15 protein-coding genes are annotated in these 13,588 nt (G+C 70.8%); 12 read left to right on the top strand and 3 right to left on the bottom strand.

All coding sequences use genetic code 11. The features are described from left to right. Nucleotides 1-11: 11 nt before the first annotated feature. From ACFYZF_RS20460 to ACFYZF_RS20430, 7 genes are all read left to right on the top strand, one after another. Entirely contained in the window at nucleotides 12-1,028 is a 1,017-nt protein-coding gene (locus ACFYZF_RS20460; RefSeq protein ID WP_387023006.1) for a sigma-70 family RNA polymerase sigma factor, read from the top strand. Nucleotides 1,029-1,359: 331 nt separating this feature from the next. Beyond that, complete coding sequence (locus tag ACFYZF_RS20455) at nucleotides 1,360-1,971, top strand: hypothetical protein (RefSeq protein WP_387023004.1); 612 nt, start codon at nucleotides 1,360-1,362, stop codon at nucleotides 1,969-1,971. Between the two features lie 6 nt (nucleotides 1,972-1,977). Continuing rightward, the gene (locus ACFYZF_RS20450; RefSeq protein ID WP_387023002.1) at nucleotides 1,978-2,568 is read left to right on the top strand and encodes a MauE/DoxX family redox-associated membrane protein; all 591 of its coding nucleotides are present in this window, start codon (nucleotides 1,978-1,980) and stop codon (nucleotides 2,566-2,568) included. Beyond that, nucleotides 2,565-3,113, top strand: coding sequence for a hypothetical protein (locus ACFYZF_RS20445; protein ID WP_387023000.1), 549 nt, complete (start codon nucleotides 2,565-2,567; stop codon nucleotides 3,111-3,113). Before ACFYZF_RS20450 ends, ACFYZF_RS20445 begins: the two co-directional genes overlap by 4 nt. Then, complete coding sequence (locus ACFYZF_RS20440) at nucleotides 3,110-4,045, top strand: peptidoglycan-binding protein (protein ID WP_387022998.1); 936 nt, start codon at nucleotides 3,110-3,112, stop codon at nucleotides 4,043-4,045. The genes ACFYZF_RS20445 and ACFYZF_RS20440 overlap by 4 nt, the downstream gene beginning before the upstream one ends. 20 nt (nucleotides 4,046-4,065) lie before the next feature. Continuing rightward, nucleotides 4,066-4,215: a hypothetical protein gene (locus ACFYZF_RS20435; protein WP_387022996.1), complete on the top strand. Its 150-nt coding sequence runs from the start codon at nucleotides 4,066-4,068 to the stop codon at nucleotides 4,213-4,215. A gap of 87 nt (nucleotides 4,216-4,302) precedes the next feature. Further along, nucleotides 4,303-4,800: a hypothetical protein gene (locus ACFYZF_RS20430; protein WP_387022995.1), complete on the top strand. Its 498-nt coding sequence runs from the start codon at nucleotides 4,303-4,305 to the stop codon at nucleotides 4,798-4,800. 105 nt (nucleotides 4,801-4,905) lie between these two features. Here the strand turns inward: ACFYZF_RS20430 and ACFYZF_RS20425 are convergent, their stop codons facing one another. Beyond that, nucleotides 4,906-5,802, bottom strand: a complete 897-nt coding sequence (locus tag ACFYZF_RS20425) for a hypothetical protein (RefSeq protein ID WP_387022993.1) — start codon at nucleotides 5,800-5,802, stop codon at nucleotides 4,906-4,908. 104 nt (nucleotides 5,803-5,906) lie between these two features. On the opposite strand from ACFYZF_RS20425, the gene ACFYZF_RS20420 reads away from it, so the two are divergent. Further along, the gene (locus ACFYZF_RS20420) at nucleotides 5,907-6,746 is read left to right on the top strand and encodes a MerR family transcriptional regulator (protein WP_387022991.1); all 840 of its coding nucleotides are present in this window, start codon (nucleotides 5,907-5,909) and stop codon (nucleotides 6,744-6,746) included. A 74-nt stretch (nucleotides 6,747-6,820) separates the two neighbouring features. Next, nucleotides 6,821-7,552, top strand: coding sequence for a hypothetical protein (locus ACFYZF_RS20415; RefSeq protein WP_387022990.1), 732 nt, complete (start codon nucleotides 6,821-6,823; stop codon nucleotides 7,550-7,552). 87 nt (nucleotides 7,553-7,639) lie between these two features. On the opposite strand, the gene ACFYZF_RS20410 is transcribed toward ACFYZF_RS20415, so the two are convergent. Beyond that, a complete protein-coding gene (locus tag ACFYZF_RS20410) occupies nucleotides 7,640-8,014 on the bottom strand; it encodes a winged helix-turn-helix transcriptional regulator (RefSeq protein ID WP_387022988.1) in 375 nt (124 codons plus the stop codon). Nucleotides 8,015-8,177: 163 nt separating this feature from the next. Here ACFYZF_RS20410 and ACFYZF_RS20405 point away from each other — a divergent pair, with 163 nt between their 5' ends. The 3 genes from ACFYZF_RS20405 (at nucleotide 8,178) to ACFYZF_RS20395 (ending at nucleotide 12,590) form a co-directional block, all read left to right on the top strand. Further along, nucleotides 8,178-9,110: a zinc-binding alcohol dehydrogenase family protein gene (locus ACFYZF_RS20405; RefSeq protein WP_387022986.1), complete on the top strand. Its 933-nt coding sequence runs from the start codon at nucleotides 8,178-8,180 to the stop codon at nucleotides 9,108-9,110. 301 nt (nucleotides 9,111-9,411) lie between these two features. After that, a complete protein-coding gene (locus ACFYZF_RS20400) occupies nucleotides 9,412-10,779 on the top strand; it encodes an MFS transporter (protein WP_387022984.1) in 1,368 nt (455 codons plus the stop codon). Beyond that, complete coding sequence (locus ACFYZF_RS20395; RefSeq protein ID WP_387022982.1) at nucleotides 10,776-12,590, top strand: glycoside hydrolase family 2 protein; 1,815 nt, start codon at nucleotides 10,776-10,778, stop codon at nucleotides 12,588-12,590. The genes ACFYZF_RS20400 and ACFYZF_RS20395 overlap by 4 nt, the downstream gene beginning before the upstream one ends. Here ACFYZF_RS20395 and ACFYZF_RS20390 read toward each other — a convergent pair. After that, complete coding sequence (locus ACFYZF_RS20390) at nucleotides 12,575-13,462, bottom strand: DUF2804 domain-containing protein (RefSeq protein ID WP_387022980.1); 888 nt, start codon at nucleotides 13,460-13,462, stop codon at nucleotides 12,575-12,577. The genes ACFYZF_RS20395 and ACFYZF_RS20390 overlap by 16 nt on opposite strands. Nucleotides 13,463-13,588: the final 126 nt, after the last annotated feature.

Here is a 13,588-nt window from a genome sequence, read left to right as displayed (position 1 = left end):
GAGATCCGGCTGTGGTGAGCGCCGCGGATGCCGATCTTGGCCGGGCGCGCCAGGGTGACGATGGCGCCTTCACCCGCCTGGTCCAGCCGCTGCGCCGGGAGTTGCACGCCCACTGCTACCGCATTCTTGGCTCAACCCATGATGCCGACGATGCTGTGCAGGACACCCTGCTGCGGGCTTGGCGAGGACTCGCGGGCTTCGAGGGACGCGGCTCGCTGCGCTCGTGGCTCTACACCGTGGCCACCCGGGTCTGTCTGAATGTCGTGGAGTCCCGTGGTAGGCGGGCGATGCCCGTCGACCTTGGCCCCTCCAGTGACCGTGCGGTGCTCAAGGATCGGCCACTGACGGAGTTCGCCTGGCTGGGCCCCTACCCCGACGCCGGCCTCGGCGACGGTCCAGCCGGTCCAGGCGCACGGTATGAGCAGCGTGAAGCCGTCGAACTGGCCTTCGCCGCGGCGTTGCAACACCTGCCCGGGAACCAGCGAGCGGTGCTGCTGCTCTTCGAGGTTCTCGGCTTCTCCGCGGCCGAGATCGCCGACACGATGAACACCTCGACCACATCGGTGAACTCCGCCCTCGCCCGTGCCCGCCGGGTCGTCGCGGCGAAGGTACCGTCCCGGTCCCAGCAGCAAACCCTACGAAAGATCGACGACACCCGCGTGCGGCAGATCGTCGCCGAGTTCTCCACCGCCTTCGAACGCGGTGACGCCAACGCCCTCGTTGCGCTGCTCACCGAGGATGTCACGTGGTCGATGCCCCCGATGACGCACTGGTACCGCGGGATCGAGGCCGTCGCCGACTTCGCCGTTCAGGTCCCACTGACCCGCTGCCCGAGTTGGCGGCATCGTCCGACGACCGCGAACGGGCAGCCCGCCGTCGCTTTCTACCTCGGCGATGACCAATCGGGTCCGCACGTTGCCTGGTCGATCACAGTGCTGACCTTGCGTGACGAGCAGATCGCGGAAATCACTTCGTTCCTCGGCGCGGAACACTTCCCGTCCTTCGCGCTGCCGACGTCACTACCCTGACCTGGCCAGCCGCCCCTACCCGAGCCGCAGCCTCGATCACCCCCCGGCCGTCTGGGCCTGGTGACGACGGCACGTCGACCGCGCGCCCGGTCCGACCCGGCTGGGGACGGGCCGGGCACGCGGTCCCGGCGTCAAAATTGTTGTCGGCCGGCAGCGCCGATCCACCTTGTCAAATATTTACGTAGCCGTATATCGTGCCGGTGATAAGTTCCGGATCCGGACGAAGGGCGGTCGCATGGCAGCCAGAGGGGCGCCGGTGACACATCGGGCGGTCGACCAAGGTCGGTTCCTGCTCGATGGATCACTCGATCTCAGCGCACCGTTCACGTCCGTGGCCGATGTGACGATCGGCGGCCGACTGCACGAGTTTACGGCCGGTTCGATCGGGCTCGCAGACGACGTGGCCCGGACGCTCGGCGTCGAGAAGTTCGACGAGGAACTCACCTACCAGGGCGGAACGCTGCTGACCGCGCGGATCAGATCCTACGACCCGCAGATCCAGCTGGCCGAGGAACGGCTCGTGGCGGTCTGGCGGGGACGGCGACACTGCTTCTTCACCGAGATGTACGGTGCGACGACCACCGGTCTGCTGGGGGCGTTGCGGACCCTGCGCATCGAGGAGCACGACGACGGCCTGACCCTGCGCCCGACCCCGAAGACCGGCACCGAGTTCGCCGAACCCGCCACCGTGCTCAAAGAGGTTCCCGGGCTCGGCCTGCTGGAGATCGCACCGCTCACCAAGCAGCGCGCCGGGCAACTGCCCTCCTGGCGCGGCCTACAGACGCAGGCGGGCGAGCTGTTCAGGGACGTGCTCCCCGACGGGCAGCCCTACTTCGTACTGGCCGCGGCGGACGTCTGGCTCAGCCTGGTGCCGTTCGCCGACACTGCCGTGGAGCAGGTGCCCGCCCTGGTGAACCAGCTCCACGTCCAGAGGGCCGGGTAGACCGGGATGTCCGGACTGCTGAGCAGCGTGGCCGCGTACACCGTCCTGCTCACCCTGCTCGTCAGCACCGCCGAGCACCTGTCGCGACCGGCGGCGCTCGCCGAGGCGTTGGCCGCGCACCGGGTGCTACCGGCTCCGGTCGCGGTGGCCGCTCTCGCCATCGCGAGCGAAGGCCTGCTCGCCGGCGCCGGGATCGTGGCGTTGCTCCTCGACAGCGGCGCGGGCCTGCTCATCGCGGTCCTCGTCGGCGGCGCCGCGCTACTCGGCCTGTACGCCGGCTACGGCCTGCACCTGATGTCGACCGGGCGCACCGGATCGTGCGGGTGCTCCCGGGTGGAACTGCCGATGACCGGTTGGGTGGTGGCCCGAGCGTCCATCCTCGCCGGGCTGGCACTGGTCGCAGTGCTCCTGTCCGGCTCGATCGTTCCGGCGAGTCGAGTCGACGCCTCACTCGCCGTCGTGCTGCTGGCCTCCGCCACGTTCACCGCGCTGCTGTGGCATCTGCCCGCCGCGATGTACGAGCCGGCCACGGCACCGGCCGCGCGGCCCACGAACGCCCGGTCCATCGGCATGACACAGGGGGGCCTGCCCGGATGAGCTTTCAAACCAGCGCACTGATCCTGAGCTGGATCGCGATCCTCCTGCTGGCTCTCACGGTCTCGGGCCTGGTACGCCAGGTGCACGCGCTGTCGAGCGGGACAGTCCAGCGTCGTCGTGAGTCGGTCGGCCTGCGGCCGGGAGCAGCGGCCCCCGGATTCGCGCGGTTGGCGCCGGTGGCACCGGAGGTTCCGCTGGTGCTGCTCTTCCTGGAGCCCGACTGCGGGACCTGCACCGAGGTGCTGGCCGAGGCCAACGGCCACGTCGACCGCCCTGGCCTGGAGTTCCGGGTCCTCTACCGGGACACCCCCTCGGGACAGGCGGCGGGACTGCCGATCACCGTGCTCGGCGGGCAGGCGGAGCTGTTCGAGCGGTACGACATCCTCGCCACCCCGTTCGCCACCGTTGTCGACCGGGCCGGGCGGGTGCTCCGCGCCGAGCCGCTCGGCTCCCGTGCGGCACTGCGCCGCCTGCTCGACGAGATCGACAGCCCAGCCGGCGCCTTCGGACCGGCGGTCACCACGAATCAGGGAGGTCGGGCATGACTGATCTCGATACCGTGCCCTGGCTGCGCGGAACCGACCCGGGGACCGGGCCCGCCGTCCGGCGGGTGCCGGTTCATCCGGGCGGCCGCAAGCGCGCGGGCTGGGAGCTGTCTCGACGCACCCTGCTGCGGGCGGGCACCGCGGTGGGTATGGCCGCACTCAGCGTGTTTCCGGCAGCCCGCCGCGCGTACGCCGATGGTTACACGATCTATGCCGGGTGCCCGACGTACGCCAGCGATCACAACTGCTCGCCGGGGTGTGGCCCGAGCACGATCTTCGCCGACTCCTGCAACACCAGCGGAACGAACATCGGATTCCACAAGAACGACGGCGTCACCTGGATCCTGCGACCGAACCAGTGCTACGGCGGGACGTACGACGGCTGGCTGTGGGCCTACAACGGGGCGTGCGGCGCCTGTACCTGCTCGGTCGAACGCCGATGCCACGACGGATACAAGAAGACCAGCTCGGGCTGGGTGAAGTCGATCTGCCGCTGGAACACCAAGTGTGGATGCCTGGGCACGGTCAGCTGGCCCACCACCCAGCGGACCAACACCGGGGTGAATGTCTACACCGTGCAGCACCTGCTGACCGCTCGGGGCCACGCGACCGACATCGACGGGATCTTCGGTAGCGACACCGAGGCGAAGGTGAAGAGCTTCCAGGCGGCGGCCGGCATCGGGGCCACCGGTGTCGTCAACGCGACCACCTGGCCGGCGCTCGTGACCACGGTCCGCTCCGGGGTGACCAGCCACGCCGTCCGCGCCGCGCAGCGCCAGCTGAACAGGCGCGGCTACGTGCTGGCGGTCGACGGGGTCTTCGGCCCGGGGACCGACGCCGCGGCGCGCGACTTCCAGCGGCAGAACGGGCTGACGGTCGACGGGATCATCGGGGTCAACTCCTGGCGGACTCTGACCGGCGCCGCTGTATGACCCGAACGCTGCCAGACCCTGTGCGGGCAGTACGCCGCTGGGGCGGTGATCCTCTCGCACCCTTCCTGCTGCTCGCCGTCGGTGCGCTCGCCGCCGCCGCGTACGGGAACGTGCTCACCTGGGCGATGGTCGGAGGGCTCGCCGGTTACACGCTCTCCGGCTCGGTTTGAACGCACAACAGCGCACACGCGCTGGCCTCGCCCGGGTGGCGAGATCGAGATCGGCAGAGCGTCGTCCTCGCCCTGTTCGTCACCGGGTTGATCGTCGGCGGCTCGCTCAGCGGGCTGGTGTTGGGGTTGCTCTCCGGGCTGTCAGCTCCCCTGCCCGGCCCGTGGCGGTACGCCGGCATCGTGGCGGTGGCGGTGCTGGGGCTGCTCCGAGAGTTGGGCCTGGTACCGATCCGGCTACCGCAGAACGCCCGGCAGGTACCGCAGGACGTGCTTCAGCGCAGCCTGCGGCGTGGGGCGCTGCAGTTCGGCTTCGAACTCGGCACCGGGGTCCGCACCTACGTCTCGGCGAGTGCTCCGTACGTGTTGGCCGCCGCCCTTCTCCTCGGCGGTCAGCGCCTGCACGTCGCGATGCTCGCCGGGGTCGGATTCGGTGTCGGGCGCGCGTTGACCCCGCTGGCCCGCCGTGCCGCTGGCACCGGCGACAGGTGGGACGCCGACCTGCGGGCCCGGATTCGGACGATCACCGTCGGGGCGGGCTTCGTGCTCGTGGCCGCCCTCAGCCTGCTGGCCGTGCGGCAGCTCTGAGGGCGGCGTGAGGTCTTCGGCCGCCCCGCTGAGCCGAGGCCTGTCACACCTGGTCGAACCGATCGCGGGCCGCCAGGACATCGTCACCCGGGCTCGCCGGTGGCCTCAGCGCGTGGTGCCGTCCGATCGACCTGGGCCGGTCCCGGAGCGCCGGTGACCGATGCGGGGAGCCCGTACCACCGGGGAACTGCCGGACGCCGGGCGGAAATCCCGCGCCGCGTCGGCCACCATCGCGTCGGGGTCGCGGCCGAGGGCCTGCCGGATGTGCGGCGGGGTGAACTCGGATGTCGCCATCGCCAGGCGGACCTGCACCGAACGGTCGTCAACCAGGTGTTCCAGATCCGCCTCGGCCAGTTCGACCGAGCGGACCAGCGCGGCACGGACGTCGACCACGGGGTCCTGGGCAAGGGCGCTGCGCTGCTCGGCGGTGGTCCGCGGATTGCGGGCGACCCCCTTGCGCACGCGTGCGGTGCGGTCGGCCATCAGGGCGGTGATCACGTCGGGGTCGTGGGTGTGGGTGGCGAGTCGTTCCCGTACCTCGGGTGAGACGTCGTCGATCAGCCTGGCGGCCAGCTCAGGCTCCAACTCCCGCGTCTCCGCGAGAAGACCGCGAAGCTCCTTGTCGGATGCCTCTGACATCACCCGGCGAACCGACTCGTCGCAGGCCGGGTTGCCGGCGACCGCCCAACGGACCCACCGGTCGTCGTCCTTGACGAGACGCAGGAGATTGCCGACCGAGGCCGAAGGGTTTCTCGCGACGGCCTCCCGGACCTGGCGATCATAGTCCCGGGTCAGCGGTCGCAGTGCCTGCGCGGGTGCGTCGGCCCGGGCCGCGACCGCCTTGCGGACCACGGCCGACGGGTCGGACGCCAACTCGAAGAGGGTCATCTGTGGCGTTGCGGGGTCCTGCGCGAGGGCGAGCCGCGCGTCGGCGCTGTCACCGGTGGTGGTATCTGACCCGCTGTGACGATCGGGCCCGCCGACGTCCTGCTGCTTCCCCATGGCGGCAATCATGTCACGGGCTCACTGGACAGCTATCACGGCTGGCAGTAACCGTCAGTAGTGCTGTTTGACCTGGCCCCAGGGGCGGGGGACAGACTCCCGGTATGCCACGGTGGTTGACGAGCGGTGAGTTCCTGATTCAGTCACGACTGAGCCCGAAGGCGTTGCGCCTCTACGGCGTACGGAAGCTTCTGAGCCCGGCTCACGTCGACCCCCGCACCGGCTACCGGTACTACGGTCCCGGCGAGCTCGACCGCGCTCGCCGTATCACTCTGCTCCGCGCGATCGGCATGCCGCTGGCGGACATCGCCGACGTGCTCAGCGTGCCCGGCCCACAATCGGTCAGCAGGGTGGAGTCGTACTGGCGTGACGCCGAGACCAGACACTCCGCCCGCCGGCCGCTGGTGAACCACCTGTTGGAACTCCTCAGCGATCAAGGAACTCCCATGACCTTCAAGGTGCATCAGCGCGACGTGCCTGCCCAAAAGGTGATCTTCATCCAGCGACACGTGACCGCCGAGCGGCTTCCCCACTTCCTGCCCGAGGTCACACAGTTGCTTTTCGACCACCTCACCGCTGCCCGAGGCGTGCTGTCCGGCCCGCTGTTCGTCGCCTACCACGGGCTGGTCAGCGAGGACTCCGACGGGCCCGTAGAGGTGTGTGTCCCGACGAGCGACCCGGTGGAGCCTGAAGGGCCGGTCGGGGTCCGGATCGAGCGGGCGCACCGGCAGGCGTACGTGTCGCTCACGAAAGCGCAGGCGACGTACCCGGCGATCCTGCGGGCCTACGACGCGATCGGCACGTGGCTTCGTGATCACGACCGGGTGCTGAGTGCGTCAGCGCGGGAGGTCTACCTTCCGAACTGGGCCACCTCCGCCGACGATGAGCACTGCGTCGATGTCGGATTCCCCTGCGAACCGGCGGAGCCGGTAGGTGGACCGTAGGCAAACGGCGAGCCACACAGACCCCTGCGGCTGTACGACTCCTGCGCGAGGGCCGGTGGCGGGCTAGCCTCCTGATGGAGATCACTGAGGAGTTGGCCATGCTGAACCTGTTGATCCGTCCCACGTCTGTCCTTCGTGCCGCTGCCGCAGCGGTGCTGAGCGCCGGTGTCGCCGCATCCATGCAGGCCTGCACCACGCCGGCCCCCGATGCCGGAAGTTCCGCCGCCTCGCCGACGACATCGGCACCCACCACCGACAGCGGCGCGACCGGGAACGTGCCCTCGCCCACCGGCGGCTCAGGGTCGGAGGGCGGGTCGCAGGCGGGCGGCGCCGACCCGATCCTGCGGGGTGAACGGCAGGTCGTGCTGCGGCCGGTCGGGTCGTTCGAGTCGATCCTGGCGGTCGACGCCAAGGGCAGGCTGAACCTGACCGACGGCGACACGGACAAGAGTCTGTTCGTGTTGCTGCCGGCCAGCGGGAACAGATACCAGATCAGGACCGCGAAGGCACACAGCGGCGGTGAGCCCGACTGCATGGGCCTGCGCGACAACGGCAGCGCCCCGGCGACGGTCGTGGCGGCCGCCTGCGACTCCAGTCGGGCCGGTCAGCTGTTCGCCATCGAGAAGACGCAGGAGAGGAATCAGGGTCGCCCGACGTACACCATCGCCGGCGAGGGCAAGGTCTACCTGCGCGCGGTGGACGGGCAGGGCCTGATCGCCCAACGGGTGGGCGAGGGCGATGCGGGCGAGGGCCGGACCTTCGACTTCGTCGACAACGGGGTCGCCCCCGCAGGCCCGGGCGAGTGAGCCCTTGATCGGTCGTACGGCCCGACCTGGACCAGGAGCAGGCTGCCCGTGTGATGCTGCGCGCGGGTGAGGAAGGTGCGCCGTCGATCAGGCGGGTCGAGTTGTGTGGTCGTAGGCGTCGCGGGCGGCCAGGAGGGTGACCATGTGCTCGTGTGCCCAGTGTCGGCAGGCTGCGATGAGGTCGAGCAGCGTGCGTCCCAGTGGCGTCAGTTCGTATTCCACTCGTGGCGGTACCTCGGCGTAGACGGTGCGGGTGATCATGCCGTCGCGTTCGAGTGCGCGCAGGGTCTGGGTGAGCACCTTGGGGGTGACGCCGTGGATGGGGACGCGAAGCTCGGAGAACCGGCGTGGGCCTTGTTCAAGGCAGACGATGATCAAGGCTGACCACTTGTCGCCGATGCGGATCGGCATGACGCTGCTGGGGCACGCGGGGTGGAACATGTCGGGGTCAAGCGGATCCATCAGTACCCTCACGGTAGTTAGATACCTTTGAAGTAACCAATATCTCATGGATACCTTCGCAATCGGCGAACCCGTGCTTCGGGCCGCTGGCTTCTTACGATCGCTGAGAGCGAGGGCAGAGAGAATGCGTGCTGTTCGATTCCATGAGTACGGTCCGCCTGACGTGTTACGTGTCGACGAGGTGCCCGACGCGCGACCGGGCCCCGGGCAGCTGCTGGTCCGGGTCACGGCCGCAGGCATCGGGTTTGCTGACGTTCAGATCAGGGCCGGCCTGATGCGCTCGGTAATGCCGGATCTTCCGCTGCCGTTCGCGCCGGGATTCGAGATCGCGGGCACTGTCGTCGCGGTCGGATCCGGGGTGGATGCCACGGCGGTCGGCGGGCAGGTGGTCGGCGCGACGTCCGGCGGCGGCTACGCGGAGCTGGCGATCCTGCCAGCGGCGTCGGCGGTGCCGCTGCCCGAAGGGCTCGATGACCGGACGGCTGTGGCGTTGCTGGGCCAAGGGGCGACCGCGGTCGGCGTGGCCGAGGCTGCTGGTCTTACGTCGACAGACACGGTCCTGGTCGAAGCAGCCGCCGGAGGCGTGGGCAGCCTTCTGGTGCAGTTGGCCAAACGCGCCGGCGCCACGGTGATCGCTGCTGCCCGAGGCGAGACGAAACTCGCGGTGGCCAAGCAACTCGGCGCCGACATCGTGATCGACTACACCGCACCCGACTGGCCCCAACTCGTCCGCGACGCGGTGGGCGGCGGCGTTTCGGTGGTCCTGGAGAGCACCGGCGGTGCTGTTTCCGAGGCCGCCTTCGATCTGCTGACACCCACGATCGGCCGAATGGTGGTCTACGGAACGACCAGCGGGCAGCCGCCGCGCTTCGACCCGCTCGCCGTCTACCAGCGGGCCGTGTCGGTCACCGGCTTCGCGTCCGTGGCCCTCCCCGCGCACCACCTGGCCCGGCTGCGCGACCACGCGTTCGCGCTGGCTGACTCTGGTGAACTGCGGCCCGTCATCGGCACGGTCATGCCGCTGGCTCAAGCCGCCGCAGCTCACCAGGCGTTCGAAGAACGGGCGACGGTCGGCAAGACCATCCTCACGCCCTGATCGCCCTGCACGACAGGGCCGGCCAGCGGCTCGCAGGGAACGGGGTCGTGAAACCGTGATCATCACCAGCCCCGCCGGCGTCGCGTACGAATGGACGCGGCGCCGGTCTGTTGTTCCCTACCGGGAAGGAGGCTGATTTTCCCCGCACCAGGACACGGCCCGCACCCCATCCGATGCCGACCCCGGGCCGGGGCGACCGACCAATCGAGCACCGGTTCGGGACTCATCGTGACCGGGGCGGACCCCGTTCTCGCAGGCGGCGAACGTGGTTCATCATGTGCTGACCACCGAGGAGGTCGCCATGTCCATCCCGCATCCGGTGCCGCCCCCCGCCCCGCCGCGCGTCGACGACCGCGGCGCCGCTGACGCGCACACCGGCGATCCCGCGCGGCTGCGCTCGCGTACCTGGGTCGCGGTGGTGCTGCTCGGACTGGTGGGCCAGATGGCCTGGACGGTCGAGAACATCTATCTGAACCTCTTCGTCTACGACACGGTCACCGACGACCCGACCGTGATCGCCACGATGGTCGCCGCCAGCGCCGCCACCGCGACGCTCGCCACCCTGCTGCTGGGCGCCCTCTCCGACCGCCTCGGGCGGCGCCGGGCGTTCGTCGCGGGCGGCTACCTGCTCTGGGGCGTCTGCACCGCCGCGTTCGGCTTCCTCACCGTGGGAGCGACGGGTGACATCGCGCCGGTGGCGAACGTCGTCCTGCTCACCGTGCTCGCGGTGATCATGCTGGACTGCCTGATGTCGTTCCTCGGCTCGGGCGCCAACGACGCGGCGTTCCAGGCATGGGTGACCGACGTGACCCGGCCGGCCAACCGTGGCCGGGTCGAGGCGGTGCTGGCGATCATGCCGCTGCTCGCCATGCTGGTGATCTTCGGTGGCTTCGACGGGCTGGCCCGCGCCGGTGACTGGCGGACCTTCTTCCTGATCATCGGGGCGGTGATGGCCGGGGCCGGCGTCGCCGCCTGGTTCCTGGTCGAGGACAGCCCCACCCTGGTACGCAACGACGCCGGTTACCTGCGCTCGGTGGTCCACGGTCTGCGGCCGTCCGCGATGCGCGCCAACCCGGGCCTCTACCTGGCCCTGACCGCCTGGTCGGTCTGGGGCGTCTCGACGCAGGTCTTCCTGCCGTACCTGGTCATCTACCTACAGCGCTACCTGAAGGTCGAGGGGTACGCCGTGGTGCTCGCCGCCGTGCTGGTGACCGCGTCGGTGGTCAGCGTGCTCTCCGGCCGGGTGATCGACCGGGTCGGCAAGGTCCGGTTCGTGCTGCCGGCCGCAGCCGTCTACGGCACCGGCCTGCTGCTGATGTTCCTGGCCCGGGGCACGCTGCCGGTGATCGGCGCCGGGATCGTGATGATGTCCGGTTTCATGCTGGTGCTGGCGCCGTTGGGCGCCCTGGTGCGGGACCACTCGCCGCCGGAGCGGGCCGGTCACGTGCAGGGGCTGCGGATGGTCTTCGCCATCCTGATCCCGATGCTGGTCGGCCCGTACCTGGGCGCGGCGGTGATCAGCAACGCCGACGAGACGTACCAGGACCTGGGGGTGGTCAGGCAGGTGCCGACGCCGGGCATCTTCCTGATGGCGCTGGCCGTGCTGACGCTCATCGTCGTGCCGGTGCTGGCGCTGCGCCGCCACCGGGTCGGGAGGGAAGACGCGTGACGCTGACGACCGAGTGGGGCGAGGCGCTCGACCCCGACGCGGTACTGCCCGAGTACCCGCGCCCGCAACTGGTCCGGGACAGCCACCTCAACCTCAACGGCCGCTGGGCGTACGCGATCACCGACGACGCCCGGGAGCCGGCGCGCTACGACGGTGAGATCCTGGTGCCGTTCTCCCCGGAGGCGCCGCTGTCCGGGGTGGGGCGGCAGCTGCTGCCCGGCCAGACCCTCTGGTACCGCCGCACGCTGCGGCTGCCCGACGGCTTCCACCGGCCCGGCCACCGGGTGCTGCTGCACTTCGGCGCGGTGGACCAGACCTGCTCCGTCCTGCTCAACGGGGTACCCGTCGGCGGGCGCACCGGCGGCTACCTGCCGGTGCGCTGCGACGTCACCGACGCGCTGCGCGACGGCGAGAACGTGCTGGTCGTCGCGGTGCGCGACGACAGCGACACGAGCCACCACGCGCGCGGCAAGCAGAAGCTGCGCCGGGGCGGCATCTGGTACACCGCCCAGTCCGGGATCTGGCAGACCGTCTGGGCCGAGTGCGTCCCCGAGGCCCACGTCGAGCGGATCACCCTCACGCCGCACCTGGCCCAGGGCTGTGTCGAGGTGACCGTGCACGCCACCGCGGCCGTGGGTGACGCGGAGATCCGGATCCTGGCCGGCGGCGTCGTGGTCGCCGAGGCGAGCGCCGCCGCCGGGACCGCCGTGCGCCTGCCGCTGCCCGAGGTGCGCCTCTGGACACCCGAGGACCCGTTCCTGTACGACGTGACCGTCGGCTACGGCGACGACCGGGTCCGCGGCTACGTGGGCATGCGCTCGTTCGGTGTCGGGCCGGACGCGAACGGGGTGCCTCGGCTGCTGCTCAACGGGGAGCCGTACTTCCACGCCGGGGTGCTCGACCAGGGGTACTGGCCGGACGGCCTCTACACCGCGCCGTCGGACGCGGCGATGGTCGCCGACATCGCCGCGATGAAGCGGCTCGGCTTCACCATGCTGCGTAAACACATCAAGATCGAGCCGCTGCGCTGGTACCACCACTGCGACCGGCTCGGCATCCTGGTCTGGCAGGACATGGTCAACGGCGGCGGCCCGTACCGCCCGTTGGTGATCACCGCGCCGGTGCTGACGCCGCTGCGGCTGCCCGACCGGGGCGGGTGGCGGCGCTGGTTCGGCCGCGCCGACGCGGCCGGGCGCGACGAGTTCCGCGCCGAGGTGCGCGAGACCGTCGAGCACCTGCGCAACGTGGTGAGCATCGCCGTCTGGGTGCCGTTCAACGAGGGCTGGGGGCAGTTCGACGCCGCCGAGGTCGCCCGGGAGGTGGCCGCCCTCGACCCGACCCGTACCGTCGACCACGCCAGCGGCTGGCACGATCAGGGCGGCGGCGACCTGCGCAGCCTGCACGTCTACTTCCGTCGCTTCCGCGTGTCGCGGCGTCGACCACGCCGCGCCGTCGCGCCGGGCGGGGGAGCGGCCCGCGTCGGCGCCGCGCCGGGCCGGGACCGCCGGGCCCTGGTGCTCTCCGAGTACGGCGGTTACCACCTGCGCGTCGACGGGCACACCTTCGGGCCGGCCGAGTTCGGGTACAAGCGCTACCGCACCGGCGCCGAGTTGGCCGGGGCGTTCACCCGGCTGCACGAGGAACAGATCGGGCCCGCGATCGCGGCCGGTCTCGCGGCCACCGTCTACACCCAGCTGTCCGACGTGGAGGACGAACTGAACGGCCTGTTCAGCTACGACCGGCGGGTGCTCAAGCTGCCCGAGGAGGTGGTCCGGCAGGTCAACGGCCGGCTGCGTCACCAGCGGTTCTGAGCCTCCTCGGCCCAGCCGACCAGGCCGTCCAGGTCGACCCGCTCGCCGTCGTCGGCGGCTGCCCAACCGGTGAAGTGCCCGAAGCACTGGTGCGTCTCGTTGGCGAGCACACCGAAGTTTGTCCGGGCGATCTTCTCGTGGAAGGGGTGGAACTCCACCACCACCCGCTCACCGGTGATCCGCCACGGCCGTAGCCAGTCGGCGCGGTCGTACTCCCAGCGCAGCTCGTCGCCGATCTTGTGCAGCCGGCCGTCGACGAAGAGGCCGTTCTCGGTCGAGCCGGTGCCGTCGGTCCACTTACCGCCGAGCTGGATCGCCCGACCCGGGCCGCTGCCGGCGGCCCAGTTCCAGCGGATCGCGTACGGCCACCTGCCGCGGCCGTGGTCGAGGACGGCGAAGGAGTCCGCCTCGGCGACTGGATGATCCACCCCGTCCACCCGCAGGGTGCCGTGTACCGGGCGGCCGACGTCCTTGACGGTGTACTGGAACCGGCGGGTGCTCCAGGGCACCACCACGCCGAGCGACTCGTGACCCGCCGGCAACGGCACCACGAGATCGACCTCCAGACCGGGGGCGGTGGCGCGGATCGTGGTCCCCGAGGGCCCCTGGTCGATGTCGATCGAGAGCCCGCCGCCGCGGGCGCGCACGGCGCCTGCCCCGCTGACCGGCGGGAAGACCGTGCCCCGGGCGAAGGGGACCACCGCGCCCCGGTCGATCTCGACCTTCGTCGCCCGGTCGAGCACGTAGAGGCCGTGCACGCCCGCGTAGTCCAGCGACGAGGCGACCAGGCCGATGATGTGGGTCGGGGTGACGATGCCCCAGTACTCCCAGCGCTTGTTTCGGCCCCAGCCGCGCAGGTTCGCCCGGTGCACCGGGCGGGGGGGGGGCGGCCCCCCCCCCGGGGGGGGGGGGCCCCCCCCCCCCCCCCCCCCCACGGCCGTGGCCTGCAACGGGGTGAGCTTGCGGTGCAGCTCGATGAGCAGGTCGACGTCCGGGCC

Source organism: Micromonospora sp. NPDC001898 (assembly GCF_042891255.1).
Taxonomy (GTDB): domain Bacteria; phylum Actinomycetota; class Actinomycetes; order Mycobacteriales; family Micromonosporaceae; genus Micromonospora.
The sequence above is the reverse complement of the archived record's forward strand: the minus strand, read 5'-3'. Positions and strand labels throughout refer to the sequence as shown.

Excerpts from the sequence above, each read along its gene's own strand:
- ACFYZF_RS20410 (WP_387022988.1), bottom strand. The coding sequence starts at position 8,014 with ATGGATCCGCTTGACCCCGACATGTTCCACCCCGCGTGCCCCAGCAGC.
- ACFYZF_RS20400 (WP_387022984.1), top strand. The coding sequence starts at position 9,412 with ATGTCCATCCCGCATCCGGTGCCGCCCCCCGCCCCGCCGCGCGTCGAC.
- ACFYZF_RS20415 (WP_387022990.1), top strand. The coding sequence starts at position 6,821 with ATGGAGATCACTGAGGAGTTGGCCATGCTGAACCTGTTGATCCGTCCC.
- ACFYZF_RS20445 (WP_387023000.1), top strand. The coding sequence starts at position 2,565 with ATGAGCTTTCAAACCAGCGCACTGATCCTGAGCTGGATCGCGATCCTC.
- ACFYZF_RS20420 (WP_387022991.1), top strand. The coding sequence starts at position 5,907 with ATGCCACGGTGGTTGACGAGCGGTGAGTTCCTGATTCAGTCACGACTG.
- ACFYZF_RS20440 (WP_387022998.1), top strand. The coding sequence starts at position 3,110 with ATGACTGATCTCGATACCGTGCCCTGGCTGCGCGGAACCGACCCGGGG.
- ACFYZF_RS20450 (WP_387023002.1), top strand. The coding sequence starts at position 1,978 with ATGTCCGGACTGCTGAGCAGCGTGGCCGCGTACACCGTCCTGCTCACC.
- ACFYZF_RS20425 (WP_387022993.1), bottom strand. The coding sequence starts at position 5,802 with ATGGGGAAGCAGCAGGACGTCGGCGGGCCCGATCGTCACAGCGGGTCA.